Origin of the sequence: Streptomyces sp. CB01249 (assembly GCF_001905735.1) — a bacterium.
GTDB lineage: Bacteria > Actinomycetota > Actinomycetes > Streptomycetales > Streptomycetaceae > Streptomyces.
Genome location: NZ_LISW01000001.1, coordinates 450,689 through 469,980 on the forward strand (window position 1 = coordinate 450,689; position 19,292 = coordinate 469,980).

General features: G+C 73.0%; 18 protein-coding genes. 9 read left to right on the plus strand and 9 right to left on the minus strand.

Annotated elements, in window-relative coordinates; all coding sequences use genetic code 11:
• Window positions 1–56: 56 nt before the first annotated feature.
• The 7 genes from AMK18_RS01835 to zapE all read right to left on the minus strand — a co-directional run bounded on the left by AMK18_RS01835 (window position 57) and on the right by zapE (window position 7,474).
• Complete coding sequence (locus tag AMK18_RS01835) at window positions 57–1,589, minus strand: HAMP domain-containing sensor histidine kinase (protein WP_073861385.1); 1,533 nt, start codon at window positions 1,587–1,589, stop codon at window positions 57–59.
• On the minus strand, window positions 1,586–2,305 hold the full coding sequence (locus AMK18_RS01840; protein ID WP_018100687.1) for a response regulator transcription factor: 720 nt from the start codon (window positions 2,303–2,305) through the stop codon (window positions 1,586–1,588). Before AMK18_RS01840 ends, AMK18_RS01835 begins: the two co-directional genes overlap by 4 nt.
• A gap of 130 nt (window positions 2,306–2,435) precedes the next feature.
• Window positions 2,436–4,202: a CotH kinase family protein gene (locus AMK18_RS01845; protein WP_073861386.1), complete on the minus strand. Its 1,767-nt coding sequence runs from the start codon at window positions 4,200–4,202 to the stop codon at window positions 2,436–2,438.
• Window positions 4,199–4,876 (minus strand): DUF4956 domain-containing protein, encoded by a 678-nt coding sequence (locus tag AMK18_RS01850; protein ID WP_018100685.1) that lies wholly within the window; start codon window positions 4,874–4,876, stop codon window positions 4,199–4,201. The genes AMK18_RS01845 and AMK18_RS01850 overlap by 4 nt, the downstream gene beginning before the upstream one ends.
• Window positions 4,873–5,679, minus strand: coding sequence for a polyphosphate polymerase domain-containing protein (locus AMK18_RS01855; RefSeq protein WP_241836424.1), 807 nt, complete (start codon window positions 5,677–5,679; stop codon window positions 4,873–4,875). Before AMK18_RS01855 ends, AMK18_RS01850 begins: the two co-directional genes overlap by 4 nt.
• Before the next feature lie 187 nt (window positions 5,680–5,866).
• Window positions 5,867–6,292, minus strand: a complete 426-nt coding sequence (locus AMK18_RS01860) for an OsmC family protein (RefSeq protein WP_018100683.1) — start codon at window positions 6,290–6,292, stop codon at window positions 5,867–5,869.
• An 87-nt stretch (window positions 6,293–6,379) separates the two neighbouring features.
• Window positions 6,380–7,474: a cell division protein ZapE gene (gene zapE / locus AMK18_RS01865; protein ID WP_026171194.1), complete on the minus strand. Its 1,095-nt coding sequence runs from the start codon at window positions 7,472–7,474 to the stop codon at window positions 6,380–6,382.
• Window positions 7,475–7,511: 37 nt separating this feature from the next.
• Here zapE and AMK18_RS01870 point away from each other — a divergent pair, with 37 nt between their 5' ends.
• The 4 genes from AMK18_RS01870 to msrB all read left to right on the plus strand — a co-directional run bounded on the left by AMK18_RS01870 (window position 7,512) and on the right by msrB (window position 10,814).
• Complete coding sequence (locus AMK18_RS01870; protein ID WP_198956930.1) at window positions 7,512–8,276, plus strand: pyrimidine reductase family protein; 765 nt, start codon at window positions 7,512–7,514, stop codon at window positions 8,274–8,276.
• 202 nt (window positions 8,277–8,478) lie between these two features.
• Entirely contained in the window at window positions 8,479–8,931 is a 453-nt protein-coding gene (locus tag AMK18_RS01875; protein ID WP_018100680.1) for a hypothetical protein, read from the plus strand.
• 70 nt (window positions 8,932–9,001) lie between these two features.
• Window positions 9,002–10,399: a UDP-N-acetylmuramate--L-alanine ligase gene (gene murC / locus AMK18_RS01880; protein ID WP_018100679.1), complete on the plus strand. Its 1,398-nt coding sequence runs from the start codon at window positions 9,002–9,004 to the stop codon at window positions 10,397–10,399.
• Window positions 10,400–10,409: 10 nt separating this feature from the next.
• A complete protein-coding gene (msrB, locus tag AMK18_RS01885) occupies window positions 10,410–10,814 on the plus strand; it encodes a peptide-methionine (R)-S-oxide reductase MsrB (RefSeq protein WP_018100678.1) in 405 nt (134 codons plus the stop codon).
• Between the two features lie 22 nt (window positions 10,815–10,836).
• Here the strand turns inward: msrB and AMK18_RS01890 are convergent, their stop codons facing one another.
• A complete protein-coding gene (locus tag AMK18_RS01890) occupies window positions 10,837–13,284 on the minus strand; it encodes a GTPase-associated protein 1-related protein (RefSeq protein WP_073861388.1) in 2,448 nt (815 codons plus the stop codon).
• A gap of 267 nt (window positions 13,285–13,551) precedes the next feature.
• Between AMK18_RS01890 and AMK18_RS01895 the strand changes: the two genes are divergently transcribed.
• A complete protein-coding gene (locus tag AMK18_RS01895) occupies window positions 13,552–14,571 on the plus strand; it encodes a helix-turn-helix domain-containing protein (protein WP_073861389.1) in 1,020 nt (339 codons plus the stop codon).
• 71 nt (window positions 14,572–14,642) lie between these two features.
• Complete coding sequence (locus AMK18_RS01900; protein WP_073861390.1) at window positions 14,643–14,891, plus strand: hypothetical protein; 249 nt, start codon at window positions 14,643–14,645, stop codon at window positions 14,889–14,891.
• 52 nt (window positions 14,892–14,943) lie between these two features.
• On the opposite strand, the gene AMK18_RS01905 is transcribed toward AMK18_RS01900, so the two are convergent.
• Window positions 14,944–15,564 carry an L-threonylcarbamoyladenylate synthase gene (locus AMK18_RS01905; protein ID WP_018100674.1) on the minus strand — a complete coding sequence of 207 codons (621 nt, stop codon included), beginning with the start codon at window positions 15,562–15,564 and terminating at the stop codon, window positions 14,944–14,946.
• 244 nt (window positions 15,565–15,808) lie between these two features.
• Here AMK18_RS01905 and AMK18_RS01910 point away from each other — a divergent pair, with 244 nt between their 5' ends.
• The 3 genes from AMK18_RS01910 to AMK18_RS01920 all read left to right on the plus strand — a co-directional run bounded on the left by AMK18_RS01910 (window position 15,809) and on the right by AMK18_RS01920 (window position 19,286).
• Entirely contained in the window at window positions 15,809–16,255 is a 447-nt protein-coding gene (locus AMK18_RS01910; RefSeq protein WP_018100673.1) for a MarR family winged helix-turn-helix transcriptional regulator, read from the plus strand.
• A 138-nt stretch (window positions 16,256–16,393) separates the two neighbouring features.
• Window positions 16,394–17,128, plus strand: coding sequence for a hypothetical protein (locus tag AMK18_RS01915; protein ID WP_073861391.1), 735 nt, complete (start codon window positions 16,394–16,396; stop codon window positions 17,126–17,128).
• A gap of 13 nt (window positions 17,129–17,141) precedes the next feature.
• Window positions 17,142–19,286 carry a bifunctional serine/threonine-protein kinase/ABC transporter substrate-binding protein gene (locus AMK18_RS01920; protein WP_073861392.1) on the plus strand — a complete coding sequence of 715 codons (2,145 nt, stop codon included), beginning with the start codon at window positions 17,142–17,144 and terminating at the stop codon, window positions 19,284–19,286.
• The last annotated feature ends 6 nt before the right edge of the window (window positions 19,287–19,292 follow it).

Sequence of the window (19,292 nt, forward strand, 5' to 3'; positions counted from 1 at the left end):
CGTCACGAGCAGGTGTGCCCGTTCGGGGCCGTCGCTGAACGTTGTCACGCCACGGTTCACGGACCCGCGCCGACGCTCCGGGGCAGCAGCAGCCGGAACGTCGCACCGTCGCCCGGCCGGGTGTCGAGTTCGAGCCGCCCGCCGTGCGCCTCGGCGATGGTGGCCGCGATCGACAGACCGAGCCCGGACCCGGGTTCGGCGCCCTCCCGGCCCGCCGACGGCCCCCGGTAGAACCGCTCGAAGACCTGCTGGGCCGCCTCGGGCGCCGGCCCCGGTCCGTCGTCCGCGACCTCCACCACGCACGCCTCCACCCCGGCGGGCAGCGCAGCCGTCGCGCCGTGGCGGCCGGGCCGGTCGGTGCCGCCGGTGTCCGGGCCGGTGCGCACCGCGCCGACCCGGACCTCGACGCGTGCGCCGGGCGGGGTGTGCACACAGGCGTTGGCCAGCAGATTGCCGATGACCTGGGACAGCTGATGGGCGTCGCCCAGCGCCTCCACCACGTCCAGCGCGGACCCGTCCTTCCCGCCCCCGCCCAGCGGTGCCAGCCGCACATCGCGGCCCGGATGCGCGACGACGGCCGCACCGACCCCGTCCGCCGCGAGCGACAGCAGGTCCACGGTCTCGCGGTGCGCCACGGGGGCGTACCCCAGCTTGGCCAGCAGGAACAGGTCGTCCACGAGCCGACTCATCCGCTCCGCGTTCCTGGCGATCAGCACATGGGCCTCGCGCCGCCGGGCCGCGGGCAGGCGCGGCTGCTCCACGAGGAGTTCGGCGAACCCCTGGATCGAGGTGAGCGGGGTGCGCAGTTCGTGACCCGCGTCCGCCATGAAACGGCGCAGCCGCTGCTCGGAGGCGTCCTTACGGTGCAGAGCCGCCCGGACCTGGCCGAGCATCGTGTTGAACGCGAGCCCGAGCCGCCCGGTCTCCGTGCGCGGGTCGGTGTCCGTGACCGTCAGGGCCGACTCGCCGCCGGTGATCCGCAGCGCCGTCCGCTCCATCCGGGCCAGCGGGCGGAGCCCCAGGCGCACGGCGGCACTGCCGAGCAGTCCGACGCAGGCCGCGGTGGCGACCCCGATCGCGAGGCTGAACCACAGCAGCTTCGACGTGGCCCCCTCCACCGTGCCCAGGGGCAGCGCGACGACGACGCGCCGCCCGTCCGGACCCGTGTCGGCGACCACCCGCCAGGCCGAACCGCCGTCCGCGTCCGGCAGGGTGGCGGGGTGGCCGGTCTCCAGGCCGAGGCGGGAAGCGGTGGCGGGCAGCCGGGGGCCACCGGTGCCGGTGCCGAGCGAGTCGGGCCGGAGCCGTCCGTCGGAGTCGTAGAAGAAGACCCGGAAGTCGGACGGCAGCACGTCCTCGCGGGGGACGGGCGCGGGGACGTTCGGCAGCCGGCCGTGGGCGGGGGCGTACGCGGCCGGGGGCGGCGGGCGGAAGCCGGTGAGCCGGTGGTCGATCTGCTCCGTCAGCCAGGACCGCATGACCGCGAGCCCCGCCGCCTGCGAGATCAGTACGGCCGCGGTGGCCAGGACGGCGGAGATCAGCACCAGCCGGGTCCGCACGGAGCGGGGCCGGCGCGGCAGGAACCTCACGGCGCGTCCTCGTGGGGCAGCCGCAGGCAGTAGCCCACGCCGCGCACGGTGTGGATCAGCGGCCGGTCCGCGCGGTCGATCTTGCGGCGCAGGTTCTTGATGTACGTGTCCACGATGCGGGTGTCCCCGGAGAAGCCGTAGCTCCACACGTCCAGCAGGATGTCCTGCTTCTCCAGCACCTTTCCGGCCTGCGACATCAGGCAGACCAGCAGCCGGAACTCGGTCGGCGACAGCCGCACCGGCTCCCCGCCCCGGTGCACGGTGTGCCGCTCGCGGTCGACGCTCAGATCCGCGTACCGCAGCGGCGGCTGCTCGGCCGGCGGGCGGGGCGCGCCACCGGTGCGGCGCAGGATCGCCCGGATCCGCAGCAGGATCTCCTGGATGTGGAACGGCTTGGTCACGTAGTCGTCGCCGCCCGAGCTGAGCCCGATGATGCGGTCCTCGATGTCCGTGCGGGCGGTCAGGAACAGCACCGGGGTGTAGTCGCCCCGGGACCGCAGCTCCCGCGTCACGGCGAAGCCGTCCGTGTCCGGCAGCATCACGTCCAGGACGACCAGGTCCGGCCGGCAGCGGTCCACCTCGGCCACCCCGTCCCGCCCGTTCGCCGCGGACGCGACGCGGAAACCGGCCGCGGTCAGCGCGGAGGTGAGCAGCGTACGGATGCTCGGGTCGTCCTCGACGACCAGCACGGTGTGCCGGGCTGACCGGTCGCCCATCGGAAGGATCACCTCACGGCTCTGCGGACACGGTCCGGGCGGCGCCGTGCGGCGCGATGCTACGGGCCGAACTTGTGCGCGTTCACAGGAACGGGGCGCGCCCCGGCGGGGGTCCGGGGCGCGCCGCAGGTCAGCCGGTCACCTCCTTGTTCTTCGCCAGCGCCGTCGTGCGCTGGGTGACCGTGGTGCGCAGGGTGCCGACCGCGCTCTCGACGTCCTTCGCGGGGACACCGGCCCGGGTCGCCTGCTCCGCGAGGTCGTCCAGGGTCTTCGTGGCCTTGCCGGAGGCGTAGAACTTCTCGTACAGGTCCTGGTACGCCTTCTTGTACACCGCGTCGAAGGCGTCGAGCTTCAGGAACCGTTCCTTCAGCGCGTGCCCGGACCGCATGCCGCCGCCTCCGCCGCCCTTGCCCGCGTCACCGCCCGGCGCGCCGGGCATGTCGCCGAAGTCGGGCATCTCCGCGCCCTCGGGCAGCTCGGGCATCCCTTCCGGCAGGCCCTCGGGCATGCCGCCGGTGCCGCCGTCCTTGCCGCCGGTCCCGCCGGTCCCGCCGGGGCGGCCGCCCATGCCGCCGCCCATGCTCATCTGGTCGTCGGGCCCCGCCGTCGCGTCCCCGCTGAAGGTGAGGTTGTAGTCCCAGCCGAGCACCGAGAACTTCTTGCTGTTCAGGTCGTAGCCGAGGAGGTAGTTCTTCCCCGGGCCCGCCATGTCGTCGAAGTTCATCAGCAGGTTCTGCGTGGCGACGTAGTGGGCGAACGAGTCGACGTCGACGTGCTTGTCGAGGTCGGCGGCGAACTCCTCGTCGGAGGCCTTCTCGACCCACTTGGCCAGCTTCATCACCGGTTCGAGGTCCTGGCTGCCGACCTTGTTGAGCTGGCGGAACGACGTCTCGTACTTCGAGGGGTCGTCGCCCTGGTAGTCGAACGTGCCGCCCGCCCTGGCCTTGTAGACCACGGACTCGCCGTCGACCGCCTCCGCGTACTCGGTGTCGGGGTTCTCGACCATGAGCCGTACGGCCGTCGGCCGGTTGTTGACCTTCAGCGTGGTGAGGCCGTACCGCTCGGCCGGCTCCCCGGTGCCGTCGATCAGTGCGAGCGCCAGCGCCTCGTTGAGGGGGACCTGCGCGTTGCTGCCCGGGCGCAGCGAGATCTCCCGCTCGCCCTGGTAGGCGCGGCCCTCCACGTACTCGTCGATCTTGACGAGCCAGGGCAGCTCCTCGGGCTTGTCGGCGGACAGGTTGTACTGCGTCATCCCGCCACCGCGCCCGCCCGCGGCGGCACCGCCGCCACCGGCAGCCTTGTCGCCGCCGTCCTGGCCGCCACCGGCAGCCGTGCCACCGGCAGCCGTGCCACCGGCGGCCTGGCCACCGGCCGCCTGGCCGCCACCCGTCGGTGGCTCCGGCATCTCGCCGTTGCCGCCCGACGCCTTCCCGCCGCGCTGACCCGCGCCGCCGGCGGGCATCCCACCGCCGCCCGGCATCCCGCCCCGGTTGCCCCGCAGGGACATCAGCGTCGAGTTGCCCTTGAGGCGGATGCCGACGTCGCTCAGGAAGACCCCGTCGATCGTGAGGTCGGCCGGGATGGGGTCCTTCGTGCCGTCCTTCTTGAACTCCTTCATCATCTTGTCGAAGTCGGTCTGCTTGTACTCCAGTTGCACGGAGTGCTTCACCGACGTGTCGTACAGCCCGACCGTCCCCTTCACGTCGTCCGTGATCGTGTCGGCCTCCACCCGCGAGGCGGAGGTGACGTACGGGGAGACCCGGGCGTCGCCGAACGCGTACAGCATCACCGCGAGCCCCGCGCACAGCGCCCCGGCGGGTTTCCAGTGGTGCCGCAGGCGTACGGGTACGCGGTCGCGCAGCCGTCGCCCGCGGGGCGTGCCGTCGACGGGGCTCACAGGTCGGTGGTGTCGTAACCGGTCAGGACCGTCACGCGCTGCCCGGAGGTGCGTTCCTGGAGCGCGGTGACCAGGTCGCTGGGTTCGGTGCCCTTCTTCATCCGGACCGTGTAGAACACCTCGTTCAGCGCCCCGCCCCGGATCGTCTCCGTGGAGACCAGCTCGAACTCGGTCGTGTACTTGATCAGCACGTCACGGATGCCCGGGGTGTAGTCCTCGCCCGCCGGGACCTGGACCTTGACCACCTGGCGCTGCACGTTCAGCGCGAACCAGTCGAACTTGTGCATGATGACGACGACCGCGCAGATCACGACCGCGCCGACCGCGGCCAGCGTGTAGAAGCGGGCACCGCAGGCCATGCCGATCGCCATGGCCAGGAAGATGAACCCGACGTCCCGGGTCTCCTTGACCGCGTTCCGGAACCGGACCACGGACAACGCGCCGACCAGGGAGAACGCCCGGGCCAGGTTGGACCCGACGACGAGCATGATCAGGGCGACGATCATGCCGACTATGACCAGGGTCTGGACGTAGGACTGGCTGTACGACACGTTCCGGTGGGTGTACCGGTAGACGTAGCCGATGACCGTGCTCAGGACGAAGGACAGCGCCATCGCCACGACGACGTCGGCGACGCTGAACGTCCCGCTGAGTTCCTGCAGATCGAAATTCACTGTGTTCCCGCTTCGAGATGGAAGGCGGACCGGGGTGCCAGCCCGAACGCCTCGATGGACTGGACGTACTTGGAGACCCGGATGAGGCTCAGGTTGCGGCGGGCCGCGAGATCGGTGATCCAGTGCGGGGTGCGCTCGTTGACCTTGATCTCCATGACCGACAGGTGCGGCGGCACGGTGAACCGGTTCTCCGGGTTCTCCTGCCCGAAGTGGAAATCGCGGTCGCGGCCCCGGATACGCCGGTCGAAGGTGACCCGCAGCCCGGTGTCGGCGGCCCGCCCGACCAGCGCCTCGCGCTGGTAGCCGGTCATCGCGGTGGGCCGGAGGTTGAGCCGTACGACGAGGTCGAGCACCTCGTGGATGAACGCGCGCTCCTTGGGGGAGTGCTCCACCAGCTCACGCCCGTCGCAGAGTTGACGAGCCGTCATGTACGGGAGTGTGATGCGCCGCTTCTGCGTGACGCGGTTGACGCGCTGCTTGATCTCGACGCAGACCGGGGACTCGTCCGTGACCCCGGCCGGGTCGCCGTAGTGCCTGATGCGCAGCTTGCGGCGGAACTTCAGGCCCTCGATCTTCTCCCAGTAGAACCGCAGCTCGGGGGAGTCGTAGTACAGGCTCCACACCCCGTAGCCGCCGACCGGGCTGTTCAGGTCGCGGTCCATCCGCTCACCGAGCTCGTCGCGCAGTTCGGCGGCCTGCTCGACCGGGACCAGGTACTTCAGCTCGTATCTGTTGAAGGCGTGCAGCCTGCTCGCCACGTGCAGCGGTGGGGGGTCCAGTGTGGCTGTGTCGGGTTGCGACACCGTGCGCCTCCTTCGTCGTCCGTGCCGGACCGGCCGGCCCGCGTCACGGAACCAACGACGGATGAGGAAGCGATGAGAAACCCGGGTGGATTGCAGGAGGATTCAAGATGGCCGGAAGGTGAACACGGCCGGTGCGAAAACGCCTGTGTCCCCGGGCGGACGGCCCGGGGACACAGGGGGGAGAGGATCAGGCGAGCGAGGCGCTCAGCGTGATCGTGGTGCCCGAAAGCGCCTGGCTGACCGGGCAGTTGGCCTTGGCGTCCTCGGCCGCCTTGACGAAGCCGGCCTCGTCGAGACCGGGCACGGTGCCCACCACGGTGAGGTGGATGCCGGTGATGCCGGTGCCGGGCTGGAAGGTGACGTCGGCCTTGGTCTCCAGCCGGGCCGGCGGGGTGCCGGCGCCGCTGAGGCCGTGCGAGAGCGCCATCGAGAAGCAGCTGGAGTGGGCCGCGGCGATCAGCTCCTCCGGGCTGGTCTTCCCGTTCGCCGCCTCCGCGCGGGACGGCCAGGAGACCGGGTACTCGCCGATCCCGGACGAGTCGAGGGTGACGACCCCCTTGCCCTCAAGGAGGTTGCCTTCCCACTCCGTGTGGGCGGTACGCGTGGTAGCCATGCTGGTCCCTTCGAACGGTGCGCGGTGGTACGAGCCGGCGGGCACGTCGTCGTGTCCCGCCGGTGGTACGTCCTTACGCCCCCGAACCTACTGCGCCACCATGTCCTTCGCGTCGCGCGCCAGGGCCGTGAGACGGGAGATCGCCCGGAAATACTTCTTCCGGTACCCGCCGTTCAGCATCTCGTCGCTGAACAGCCGGTCGAAGGGCAGCCCGGCCGCGAGGACCGGCACCTCCCGGTCGTACAGCCGGTCGGCGAGGACCACGAGCCGCAGCGCGGTCGACTGGTCGGGCACCGCCCGCACCTCGGTCAGGCACACCGCCTTGAGCCCGTCCGTCAGTGCGCCGTACCGGCTCGGGTGGACGCGGGCCAGGTGGTCGAGCAGCGCCGGGAAGTCGTCCAGGCTGGCGCCCGGCGTGGCGTACGCGGCCTTGGTGACCTGCTCGTCCGAGAACGGTGCCGGGGCCTCGGGCAGACCGCGGTGGCGGTAGTCCTCGCCGTCGATGCGCAGCGGGCGGAAGTGCGCGGACAGGCCCTGGATCTCGCGCAGGAAGTCGGCGGCGGCGAACCGGCCCTCGCCGAGCTTGCCTGGCAGCGTGTTGGAGGTCGCGGCCAGCGCGACGCCCTCCTCGACCAGGCGGCTGAGCAGCGAGGACACCAGCACGGTGTCGCCCGGGTCGTCCAGCTCGAACTCGTCGATGCACAGCAGCCGGTGCCCGCTCAGCGTGCGCACGGTCTGCTGGAAGCCCAGCGCGCCCACCAGGTTCGTGAGCTCCACGAAGGTGCCGAAGGCCTTCAGCGAGGGCGCGGCCGGGGTGGCGTGCCAGAGCGAGGCGAGCAGATGGGTCTTGCCGACCCCGTATCCGCCGTCGAGGTAGACCCCGCGCGGGCCGGACGGCTTGGCCTCCGCCTTCCGGCCGAACCACTTGCGCTTCCCGGAACCCGACGCGTGCGACCCGCCGAGTCCGGCGGCGAAGTCGCTGAGCACGTGGACCGCCTCGGTCTGGCTCGGCTGGTTCGGGTCGGGTACGTACGTATCGAAACGCACCGAGTCGAAGCGCGGCGGCGGCACCATCTCGGCGACCAGACGGTCGGCGGGGACGTGCGGCTCGCGGGCGCACAGGGACAGCGGGGCCGTTTCGGCTATGGGGCTGGACCCCGGCACGGCGTGGGAGGACGACACAACCGTCAAGCTTACGACCCGTGCCAGACTGCCGGACATGCGACGCCTGTTCCCTGTGACCGACCTGACAGCGGCCGACACCTCCGGCGAATGGAGCCTGGACCGCCTCGCCGACGCCTACGCCTATCCCGCCGGGGACGGGCCCTGGCTGCGCGCCAACATGGTGTCCACGCTGGACGGGGCCGCCCAGCACGACGGCCGCTCGCAGCCGATCTCCTGCGAGAGCGACATGCGCATCTTCGGCACCCTGCGCGGCCTGGCCGACGTGGTGATCGCGGGCGCCCAGACCGTACGCCAGGAGGGTTACCGCCCCGCCAGGGCGCGGGACGCCTTCGCGGCGCGCCGGGCGGCGGCCGGGCAGACGCCCGCCCCGGCCGTCGCCGTGGTCAGCGGCAGCCTGGACCTGGACTTCTCGCTCCCGCTCTTCGTGTCGCCGCTGGTCCCGACGCTGGTGCTGACCGGTGCGGGCGCGCCCCCGGACCGGATCGCGACGGCCCGGAAGGCGGGCGCCGAGGTGGTGATCGCGGGCGAGGGCTCGCGCGTCGACCCGGCCCGCGCCGTGCGGGAGCTGGCCGACCGGGGACACCGGCGGCTGCTGACGGAGGGCGGGCCCCGGCTGCTCGGCCAGTTCGTCGCCGAAGGGGTGCTGGACGAGCTCTGCCTGACCGTCGCGCCGATGCTCACGGCCGGTGACGCCCAGCGGATCGCGGGCGGGCCGGCCGTCGCGGTGCCGAAACGATTCGCCCTGGCCTCGCTGCTGGAGGAGGACGGCTTCCTCTTCAGCCGCTACCGCAGGTCCTGAGGCCCCGCCCTCCCCGTACGCCCCAGAGCTCTCCCCGTACCGCCCCATGCGGTGGCAATGAGCGGAATATCATGTTCCGGTTAGCGTTCCGTGGGCAGAATGGATCTCGCAGACCCCGTGCGAGCGCGGGGAAGGATGGTTTCAGCAGCGGCCCGCGACGGTCGCTGAAGAGAAGGGCTCTGTGGTGTTCACCAGCGTTTTGATGATCGAGAAGGCCCTCACCTCCGGGGACATCGAATTCGTCACCACCCTGCACGGGGAGGACCGCACCTCGTTCGTCGTCCTCATGCAGCCGCGCGGCGACCAGGCGGACGTCCTGCTGCGGGCCATCGACGACCTGGCGATGGGCGAACTGAAGGAAGCGGCCCGCGAGAGCGAGGAACCCGAGGGCCGGAGCGCCAGGGAGTCGGCCGAGCTCGCCCTCCAGGTCTCCCTGGAGGCCCTGCGCCAGGCGGGCTCCGAGGCCGTCGGACAGGTGATCGAGAGCCACCCCCTGGACAAGCTCACCTCGGTGGTCGAGGAGTCCGAGGCCGACGAGGTCATCGTGCTGACCGCGCCCCACTACGTCGAGGAGTTCTTCCACCGCGACTGGGCGTCCCGGGCCCGGCACAAGGTCGGCGTCCCGGTGCTCAAGCTCTTCGCGCACAGCGAATAGGGTGAAGCCGCGCGGGGACCCCGGAGGGCAACCCGGACCGCGCTGAAATCTCTTCACCAGGGAGGCAAAGATGGCAGCCGGCATTCCCGCCGCCATGGAACGACCGCACTTCATCGGCATCGGCGGCGCCGGAATGTCGGGCATCGCCAAGATCCTCGCCCAGCGCGGTGCGAAGGTCGCGGGCAGCGACGCCAAGGAGTCCCCGACGGCCGAGGCGCTGCGGGCGCTGGGGGCGACCGTCCACATCGGGCACGCCGCCGGGCACCTGGCCGACGACGCCAGCTGCGTCGTCGTCTCCAGCGCCATCCGCGCCGACAATCCGGAGCTGGTGCGCGCCGGGGAGCTGTCGATCCCCGTCGTGCACCGCTCCGACGCCCTGGCCTCGCTGATGGGCGGGCTCCGCTCCATCGCGGTCGCCGGCACCCACGGCAAGACCACCACCACGTCGATGCTGGCCGTCGCCCTGAGCGAGCTGGACCTCGACCCCTCGTACGCCATCGGCGGCGACCTGGCCGGGCCCGGCACCAACGCCACGCACGGCGAGGGCGACCTCTTCGTCGCCGAGGCCGACGAGAGCGACCGCAGCTTCCAGAAGTACGACCCCGACGTCGCGATCGTCCTCAACGTCGAGCTGGACCACCACGCGAACTACGCGTCGATGGACGAGATCTACGAGTCCTTCGAGACCTTCGCCGGGAAGATCGTCCCCGGGGGAACCCTCGTCGTCTCCGCCGACCAGTCCGGCGCCGTCGAGCTGACCCGCCGGGTCCGCGAGGCGCTGCCCGCGCTGACCGTCGTCACCTACGGCGAGTCCGAGACCGCCGACGTGCGCGTCCACAAGATCACCCCGCGCGGCCTGACCAGCGAGGTCACGGTGATCCTGGGCGGGAAGTTCCTCACCTTCACCGTCTCCGTGCCCGGCCGCCACTACGCGCTCAACGCGGTCGCCGCCCTCGCCGCCGGGATCGCCCTCGGCATCCCCGCCCACAACCTCGCCTCGGCCCTCGGCAAGTACACCGGGGTCAAGCGCCGCCTCCAGCTCAAGGGCGAGGCGGCCGGCGTCCAGGTCATCGACAGCTACGCGCACCACCCCACCGAGATGACCGCCGACCTGGAGGCCATGCGCGGCGCCGCCACCGACGCCCGCCTCCTCGTCGTCTTCCAGCCGCACCTGTTCTCCCGCACCCAGGAGCTCGGTACGGAGATGGGCCAGGCCCTCGCCCTCGCCGACGCCTCCGTGGTCCTGGACATCTACCCGGCCCGCGAGGACCCGGTCCCCGGTGTCACCAGCGCCCTGATCATCGACGCGGCCACCGCCGCCGGGGCCGACGTCACCGCCGTCCACGACAAGGACCGGGTCCCCGAGGTCGTCGCGGGAATGGCGAAGCCGGGCGACCTCGTTCTCACCATGGGAGCGGGCGACGTCACCGACCTCGGCCCGCGGATCCTGGACCACCTGTCGAGCTGAAGGAGCCACCGTGACGTACGACGTCGAGAAGCCGGACGAACAGTGGCGGGAGGAGCTCACCGCCGCCGAGTACGCGGTGCTGCGCAAGGCCGGCACCGAGCCCGCGTTCGTCGGTGAGTACACGGACACCAAGACCGAGGGCGTCTACTCCTGCCGGGCCTGCGGCGCGGAGCTGTTCCGCTCCGACACCAAGTTCGAGTCGCACTGCGGCTGGCCGTCCTTCTACGACCCGAAGGACACCGACGCGGTCGAGCTGATCCAGGACCGCAGCCACGGCATGGTCCGCACCGAGGTCCGCTGCGCCCGCTGCGGCTCCCACCTGGGCCATGTCTTCGAGGGCGAGGGCTACCCGACCCCGACGGACCAGCGCTACTGCATCAACTCGATCTCGCTGCGGCTGACGCCGGACGCCTGATTCAAGCGACGCCCCCTGCCGCCTAGGCCCGCCGCACCCGCCCCGCGATGCGGCGGCCCAGGCGGCCCAGGGTGCCGCGCTCGCGGCGGTTCCAGTCGCGGAAGGCGTCCGCCCGGCCGCTGCTGCCCGAGCGGCCGACCGCGTCCTCGACCGCCGCGACCCGGTCCGCGGGCAGCCCCCGCACCACGGGCCGCAGCACCTCGTCGAGGAGCCCGGCGGCGGCCTCGGTCCACGGCGCGCCGGCGTGCGGGTGGGCCGTCCACACGGTGAAGCAGTCGGCCGCGTAGGCCGGGTCGGCGGCCAGCCGGGCCCGGACGCCGTCACCGCGCGCGGTCCGGGCGTAGGCGGCGATCAGGTCCGCGTCCCCGCTCTGCACGAGGGCGTACAACTCCTCGTCGGGCCGCTCCGGCGCCAGCAGCCGCCCGGCCACCGCGTCGCACGCCTGCCCGAGCACGCCCGGCTCCACGGGATCCGCCTCCGCGCGCAGCGCCCGCACCCGTTCGGCCCAGTCCGGCCCCGCCGCGCCCGAGCGCACCTCGTCGGCGAACTCCAGGAGCTGGAGCGCCGCCCGCACCCGGCCCCCGGTCTCCTGCGGGAAGCCGCGCAGCAGGTCGTGGGCCAGCTCCGGGGCCGCCCCGTCGTCGGCACCGGCCGCGAGCGCGGCGGCCACCAGGAGCGACCAGGTGCCGGCCGCCCGGTGCGCGTCCGAGGTCGCCGCATCGAGGAGCTGCCGGGCCTCGGCGGCCGTCGGCGCCTCCTCGTCCCAGACCAGGCCCACCGCCGTCCGCAGCACCAGCGGCTCCGCGAACGGGGAGACCCCGCCGGTCCGCAGGATCCGCTGGAGCGTCGCGACCCGGTCGTCGCCGCAGCCCGCCCTCGCCTCCGGCGCCCCGGCGCACATCCGCAGATGCGGCAGCGCCTGCGTACCGGTGAACGGCAGCGGCACCCGGCTCAGCAGCCGCGCGACCCCGGCCGGATGGTCCGGCGCGATCCGGTCGAGCGCGCCCAGCAGGGCCGTACGCACGTCGAACTGCTCGTCCATCAGCTCCAGCAGCGCGGGCGCCCAGCCCGGGGCGCCCTCCTCGCCGCCCGTCAGCAGCGCGGGCGCGAGCCGGTCCACCACGGAGGGCAGCAGCTCGGCGCAGTCCACCCCGAGCAGCCGGGCCACCCGCAGCAGCTGCACCGTACGGGCCACGTCCAGGCCGACGCCCGCGCCGCCCAGCTCGGTCACGATCTCCGGCCCGAGCACCCCGGCGACGGCCGCGCCCTCCGGTCCGCTGAAGGCGGTGCGGCCGGGCAGCTCCAGCGAGCCGTTGCCGCCGCGCACCGCCTCCGTCACCAGCATCGCGGCGAGCGGGGCGGTGGTCGTCGCGGGGGAGCGGCCGTCGAGCGCCGCGAACAGCCGCCCGGCGGCGTCGAACTCGGACCCGGAGCGGTCGTCGGTCCCGGGCGCGGTCAGCGCCTCGACCAGCCGGTGGGTGCGGGCCCCGTCCAGGGCGTACGGCCGCTCGGCGGCCCAGTCGGCGGCCGCCGCGCGCTCCTCGGTGCCGAGCGGTATCCCGGCGCACAGGGCCGTCACCGCCAGCGGCCCCGCCGCGAACGGCTCACCGGGCAGCGCGGCCGCCTCCCGGAACAGCTCCGGCGCCCGGCCGCGCCAGACCCGGGCGGCCGTCTCGGCCCAGGTGTCGCCGACGGGCCCCTCCGGGCGCGGACCGGTGCACAGGTGCACGCGCAGCCCGGGGTCCGCCAGCTCCTCGGCGTCCTCGGGCAGCACGCCCACCACCCGCCCGGCCGCCTCGCGGGGGCGGCGGGTGTACGTGGTGAAGGTCAGGTGCTCGGCGAGCCCGTCCGGCAGGGCGAGCCCGGCGAGCGCGATCCAGCGGGCGACGTCCGTGCTCTGCCGCTCGGCCAGGACGACCCGCTCCGGCCCGTCCGGTCCGTGCAGGCGGCGCAGGTCGGACAGCACCCCGGCGAGCCAGGGGCCGCGGGAGACGGCGAAGTCGTTCAGCGCCTCGCGCTCGCGCGCCTCGTGGCCGTTCGGGGCGGACGGCGCGGCGAGCGGATCGGGCAGCGGGCGGTCCGGGGTGGCGGCGGCCCAGCGGGCGGACCGGCAGGCGGTGAGCGGCAGCGTCCCCCCGGGGAGCCGGGTGCCGGGGGGCAGGTGGACCGCGTGGGCGTGGAAGCGTACGGCGGAGGTCCGGGGGGAGCGCACCGCGACGGTCCGGGCCAGCAGCCCGCTGCCGTCGGAGAGCACATGGAAGCTGTACGCCTCGGGCAGGGCTCGCAGGGCGGTGTCCGTGAGCCGGTCCGGTGTGCCGCGCGGCGCCTCGTACGCCAGCAGCGGTCCCGCCTCGGTCAGCACGGACGCGGGTATCGAGGCGTCAACCGACGTGAACCGGGCGGCCGTCGGCCCGTCCTCGCCGGTTCCGTCCCCGTCCGCGGAGGTGTAGTGCAACTGCGCGAGGCTCATGCGTCGGCTCTCTTCGTCCCTGCCTGAAGATCCCCTGCCACCCGCACCCGCCCCCGCGGTGGCAGCGCCGTCCCGGCAGAGAGCGGCGACCCCGGCGGGGAGTGCTCCGCAGTCGCTGGGGCGACGCTATCAAGGAGCGACACGCCCTTGTGCCCCTGCGGCCGGAAGCCCGGGGGCGCGGGACCGCCGCCGGGTGGCCGAACGTATGGCCGGATCGGCGCGGTGGGGGCACGAGGTGTTGGCTAACGTTGGCTCCGGGGGGGAGCCATGCTGCATACACTCTTCGATCGCGATGATCTGGCGCCGCGTGAGCGACTGGCGGCGCTGAACGACGCGTTCCTCACCAGCGAGCACGCCATGGGCGTCCTCAGCCCGGAGGCGGAGGACTTCACCGCGCTGGTCCGGGGCGTCGACCTCGCGACGGTGTGCGTGGCCGAGCTGACGATGTCACCGGGGCGGGTCGTGCGGTCCGACCGGATGGTGCGGCAGGCCGATCCGGAGCTGGTCTGCGTCGCACTGGCCCCCTCCGGTGTGACGGTGCTCAACCAGGCCGGGCGGGAAGCGGTCCTGGGCCCGAACGACCTCGCGTTCTACGATAGTTCGAGCCCCTTCGAGATCCGGATCGGCGCCCCCGGCGGTGAGCCCGCGACGCTGATCCGGGCCCATGTCCCACGCGCCCTGCTCGGCCCGTCCGCGGACCTCGTGGAGCCGCTGCTCGCCCGGCGGCTCCCGGGGCAGGGCGGCTTCGCCGGGATGTTCGTCCACCTGATGAGCAGTCTGGCCGACGAGTCGCGCGCGTACCGCCCGAACGACCGCAGTCGCCTCTCGGACATCGCGGGCGACGTGCTCACCGCCCTCGTGGACCACTACGCGGACGCGGAGCCTGTGCCCGGGGACGACTCCCGCAAGGGCGCCCTGCTGCTGAGCATCGAGGCGTTCGTCCAGCAGCACCTCAACGACCCGGACCTGTCCCCGCGTACGATCGCGGGCGCGCACCACCTCTCGGTGGGGTACCTGCACCGGTTGTTCAGCGCGCGTGGCACGACGCTCACGGCGTGGATCCGGGGGATGCGGCTGAAGCGCGCCGGACGCGATCTGCGCGACCCCGCGCTGAGCGAGGTGACCGTGCATCAGATCGCTGTGCGCTGGGGCTTCCGCGACCACTCCACCTTCACCCGCAGCTTCCGTACGGCCTACGGCATGTCACCCCGCGACTACCGGCACGCATCGTCAAGTCAGTGGGGACCGTACGTCAAAGACGTGCGCACGGTGGGGGAGAGAAGCTGAGGTCATCGGACCCCGGTGCTCCGGGGGGACGCCGGGGTCCGGGTAACGAGCAACCGAGCAAGGGGAGTTCGATGAAGATGAAGTACGCGATCCCGGGACTGGCCGCGGCGGCGCTGGTGGTGATGGGCGGGGCCATGGCACCGGCCGCCTCGGCAGCGACCCCGCCCGCGCCTGCCGTCTCCCACAGCGCCGGGCCCACGGGCTGGTTCCCGGGCGTCGAGCCCGACGGGTGGTTCCCGGGCGTCGAGCCTGCGGGCTGGTTCCCGGGTGCCGAGCCCGACGGGTGGTTCCCGGGCGGAACGGCCTCCGTCGCCGTCTGAGGCGGCGGCCGCCCCCGCGATCCTTCGGCGAGGTCGCGGGGGCCGGGCCGGACTACTCGAAGCGCGAGGTGTCGCCGGCTCCCCGGCGTACGATCTCCAGCTCACCGTCCGAGAAGTCGATGACGGTCGTCGGCTCCGTACCGCAGTCGCCGGAGTCGAGGACGATGTCCACCTCGTGGTCCAGGCGCTCCTTGATCTCCCAGCCCTGGGTGAGGGGTTCGGCCTCGTCGGGCAGCAACAGCGTGCTGGAGAGCAGCGGTTCGCCCAGCTCGCCCAGGAGCGCCTGCACGACCGGGTGGTCCGGGATGCGGACGCCCACGGTCTTCTTCTTGGGGTGCAGCAGCTGGCGCGGCACCTCCTTCGTGGCCGGCAGGATGAAGGTGTACTGGCCGGGCGTCGACGCTTTGACCGTACGGAACACGTCGTTGTCGATGTGCACGAACTGCCCGAGCTGGGCGAAGTTCTGGCACATCAGCGTGAAGTGGTGGCGGTCGTCGAGGTTGCGGATCGCCCGGATGCGGGACAGGCCGTCCCGGTTGCCGAGCTGACACCCGAGTGCGTAGCAGGAGTCCGTCGGGTACGCGACGAGCGACCCGGAGCGGATGCTTTCGGCCACGTTGGTGATGGTGCGCTGCTGGGGATTTTCGGGGTGTACGTCGAAATACTTCGCCATCCGGCGAGTCTACGGCCGGGCGCCCGAACGGTTCCCGGTCGAGCGGATTGTGTGGCTCCCGGGCGGGCAGGACAACCGGTTCGAGTGGCGGCCGCCGTTCAAACCTCTCCGGCCGACGGCGTCCCGCGCGGTGAGGTGTGCATCATGCATGGTACGTGCATCGTGCACACATTCCGTGGTATATGTGTACAGAGAGGTCGCCGTTCCGGTGGGGAGGCGCACCGCAGTCTTGAGGGAGCCGTGCGTGGACATGCCTGTGGACCGGATCGAGTTCGAGACGATGCTGCTCGGCCGGCACATGAGCCTGCTCACCTCGCGCGGCGGCGGACGGCTCGACCGGAGTGCGTACATCCTCCTGAGCCGCATCCGGGCCCAGGGCCCGATGTCGATCGGCCAGCTGCACGACGCGTTCGGCCTCGACACCTCGACGCTGAACCGGCAGACCGCCGCGATGCTCCGGGCCGGTGTGGTCGACCGCATCGCCGACCCGGACGGCGGGATCGCGCGCAAGTTCGTCATCACGGACGAGGGTGAGCGCCGCCTCGACAAGGACCGGGCCGAGAACCGCGAGGGACTGCAACGGGTCCTCGCCGACTGGACCCCGGAGGAGGCCGCCCGCTTCGCGGACGATCTGGCCCGGCTCAACCGCGACATCGAACGCCTCGACGGCAGGCCCTGGCCGCGCGACTGATCCGGTCCCCCTGCCGCCGGACGGCCCTTGCTCATAGGATCGGGGCGGTCTTCGGGGGAAACGGGGTGGGCGATCGTGGCGCGCGCAGGGGCGATACGCGGACTACGGGGATACGGGGCGCTGCTGCTGGCTCCGCTGGTGCTGGCGGCCTGCGCGGGCGGTGGAACACCGGCCGGGAGCAGAAGCTCCGCGAGCGCCACCGCCCCGGCCCCCGCGCCCACGGGAACCGCCCTCATCGACGCCGATCCGGCCAGGCTGCCGACGACCCGTGAGAAGGCGCTCGGCCTCGTCCGCGAGGTCATCGCGGAGCCCGACGCGTTCGGCCCCGGCGTTGTCGCGGGCAGCCCGTACGAGAGCGACCCGGCGACCTGGCCCGTCCTTGGCACCGACTGCGTCTGGCAGCAGAAGAAGCCCGCGGCCCACGTCCTGGCCACCCTGAGCCGCTACTTCGAGGTGCCCGCGGCGGACGGCAAGGGCCCGCTGCGGCTCACCGCCGTCGTCACCGTGCACCGCACCCGCGACGACGCCCGGTGGGAGATGGCGGAGTCCGTGGAGGAGACGATGCGCTGCCCCACGCAGCAACTGCGGCAGGGCGAATTCATCGGGTCCATGATCGCGTCCTCGCTGGCCCGGGGGGAGTCCCAGGAGAGCGCCGAGGACGTGCTGTTCGAGACCGGGCAGTATCGCAACGAGGAACTGGGCGGCGGCCCTTACCCGTACTCCTGGAACCTGTCGCAGACCCTCCAGTTCACCTTGGCCGTGACCGGCAAGGGGGCCAAGGGCTGGAGCGAGGACGAGATCGACGCGCTGACGGTCCAGGCCCACTCCACCATGCTGCGGAACCTCGAGTCCGCCGTCGAGAAGCAGAGCTGAGGGGGAGAGCGTGATGGAGAAGCTGCGCCCCTCCGACCCCGCGCGGATCGGCGGACACCGGCTGCTCGGGCGGCTCGGCGCCGGCGGGATGGGCGTCGTCTACCTCGGCCGCACGGACGCCGGAACCCTGGCCGCGATCAAGGTGATCCTGCCCGAATACGCCGCCGACGACGACTTCCGGACCCGCTTCCGGCGCGAGGCCGAGGCCGCCCGACGGGTGGACAGTCCCTGGGCCGTGCCGGTCTCCGGTGCGGACACGGAAGGCGAACGGCCCTGGCTGGCCACCGCGTTCGTGCCCGGGCCCGCGCTGTCGGAGGCCGTCGCCCGCTGCGGTCCGCTGCCGCCACGCGCCGTCCGGGTGCTCGGGCGGCTGCTGGCCCGCGCCCTGGCCGCCGTGCACGCGGCGGGCCTCGTCCACCGCGACGTCAAACCGGGCAACGTCCTGCTCACGGTCGACGGGCCGCGCCTGATCGACTTCGGCATCGCGCGGTCGGTGGACGCCACCGCGCTCACCGGCACCGGACTTGTGGTCGGGACCCCCGGCTTCCTCTCTCCGGAACAGGCCACCGGAGGCGGCACCGAGGCCGGTCCCGCGAGCGATGTCTTCTCCCTCGGCTGCCTCCTGGCGTACGCCGCGACCGGGCGTCCGCCGTTCGGCAGCGGAGCCGTCGACGCGCTGCTCTACCGCACCGTCCACGACGAGCCCGACCTCGCGGGGATCGAGGACCCGGAACTCCGCGCCCTGCTCGACACCATGCTCGCCAAGGAGCCGGGGACCCGCCCCACCGCCGCCGCGCTCGACACCCGGATCACCGAGGACGCGCCCGACGGTTCCATCGACTGGCTCCCCGCAGACGTGGCGGCCCTGGTGGCGGAACGCTCCGCCGCCGTACTCGGCCTGCCCGGTGCCGACCCGACGATCGCCGACAGCGCCGCGCGATCCGGACCGGGCCGCCGCAGGGCCCTGCTGATCGCGGGCGCGGGCCTCGTGGTCGCGGCCGGTGGCGGGTTCGCCGTACGGGAGTGGCTGCGCGACGACAGCGGCTCCGACGCGGCCGCGCCCGGCGAACGGGCCTGGATCATCGGGGTGCAGGCCGATCTGTCCGGTCCCCGGAGCGCCGCCGGGCGGGCCCAGGAGCGCGGGGTCAGGCTCGCCGTCCAGCAGTTCAACGCCCGCGCGGACAAGCCCTTCACGCTCACCGTCGCGGTCCGCGACGACGGGGGAGACCCCGCCCGTGGGGTGCGGGCCGCCACCGGGTTCGCGCGCGACCGCGACGTGCTCGCCGTGGTCGGCCCGACCGGTGACGCCGTGACGGAGGCGGTGCTCGGCACGTACGACGAGGCCATGCTGCCGGTCCTCACCGTCTCCTCGCTCCAGCTCACCTACGCCGCCCGCGCCAGGAAGTCCTTCTTCCAGGCCGCCCCCGCCGACGGCGTCCTGGCCCAGCCGATCATCCGGCGCCTGGTCCTGCGGCCCGAGGTCGAGCGGCTCGGCGTCCTGCTCGACCGGTCCGGCGGGCACTCCGCCTACCAGGTCGGCTATCTGACGAACATGATGACCGGCGAGCTCACCACCGGGACCACCTACCCGCGCGTGGTCCCGGCCGGGACGCGGGACCTGGCACCCGTGGTCGAGGACATGCTGGCGCATGCCAGCGACGCCCTCTTCTACGCCGGTGACGCGGCCGGGGCCGCCCGCACCGCCCGCGCCCTCGCCGCCACCTCCTTCAAGGGGCCCCGGATGGCCATGCACACCGCCATGGACGCCCGCTTCCTCAAGGACGCCGGACAGGCCGCCGAGCACTGGGAGTTCACCGCGCCCTTCACCGACCCCGCGGCACCCGCGGCCAAGAAGTTCGCCGCCGCCCACCGCGCCGCCTTCGACACCGCCCCCGCGCACTGGGCCGCCGAGGCGTACGACGCGGCCGGGATGGCCATCGCCGCCGTCACCGCCCTCGCCGGGACGACTGCGGGCCGCCCGAAGCGCCCGTCGCGCAGCGCACTCGTCACGAAGATCGCCGCGTCCACGTACGAGGGGGTCTCGCGCACGTACGCCTTCGACGAGAACCACCGGATCAAGGGCGACGACGCCCACCTCTACGGGGTGCGCGACGGGCGCTACGTCTACCTCGGTGCCGCACCGAAGGCCACGGCCTGATCCCGC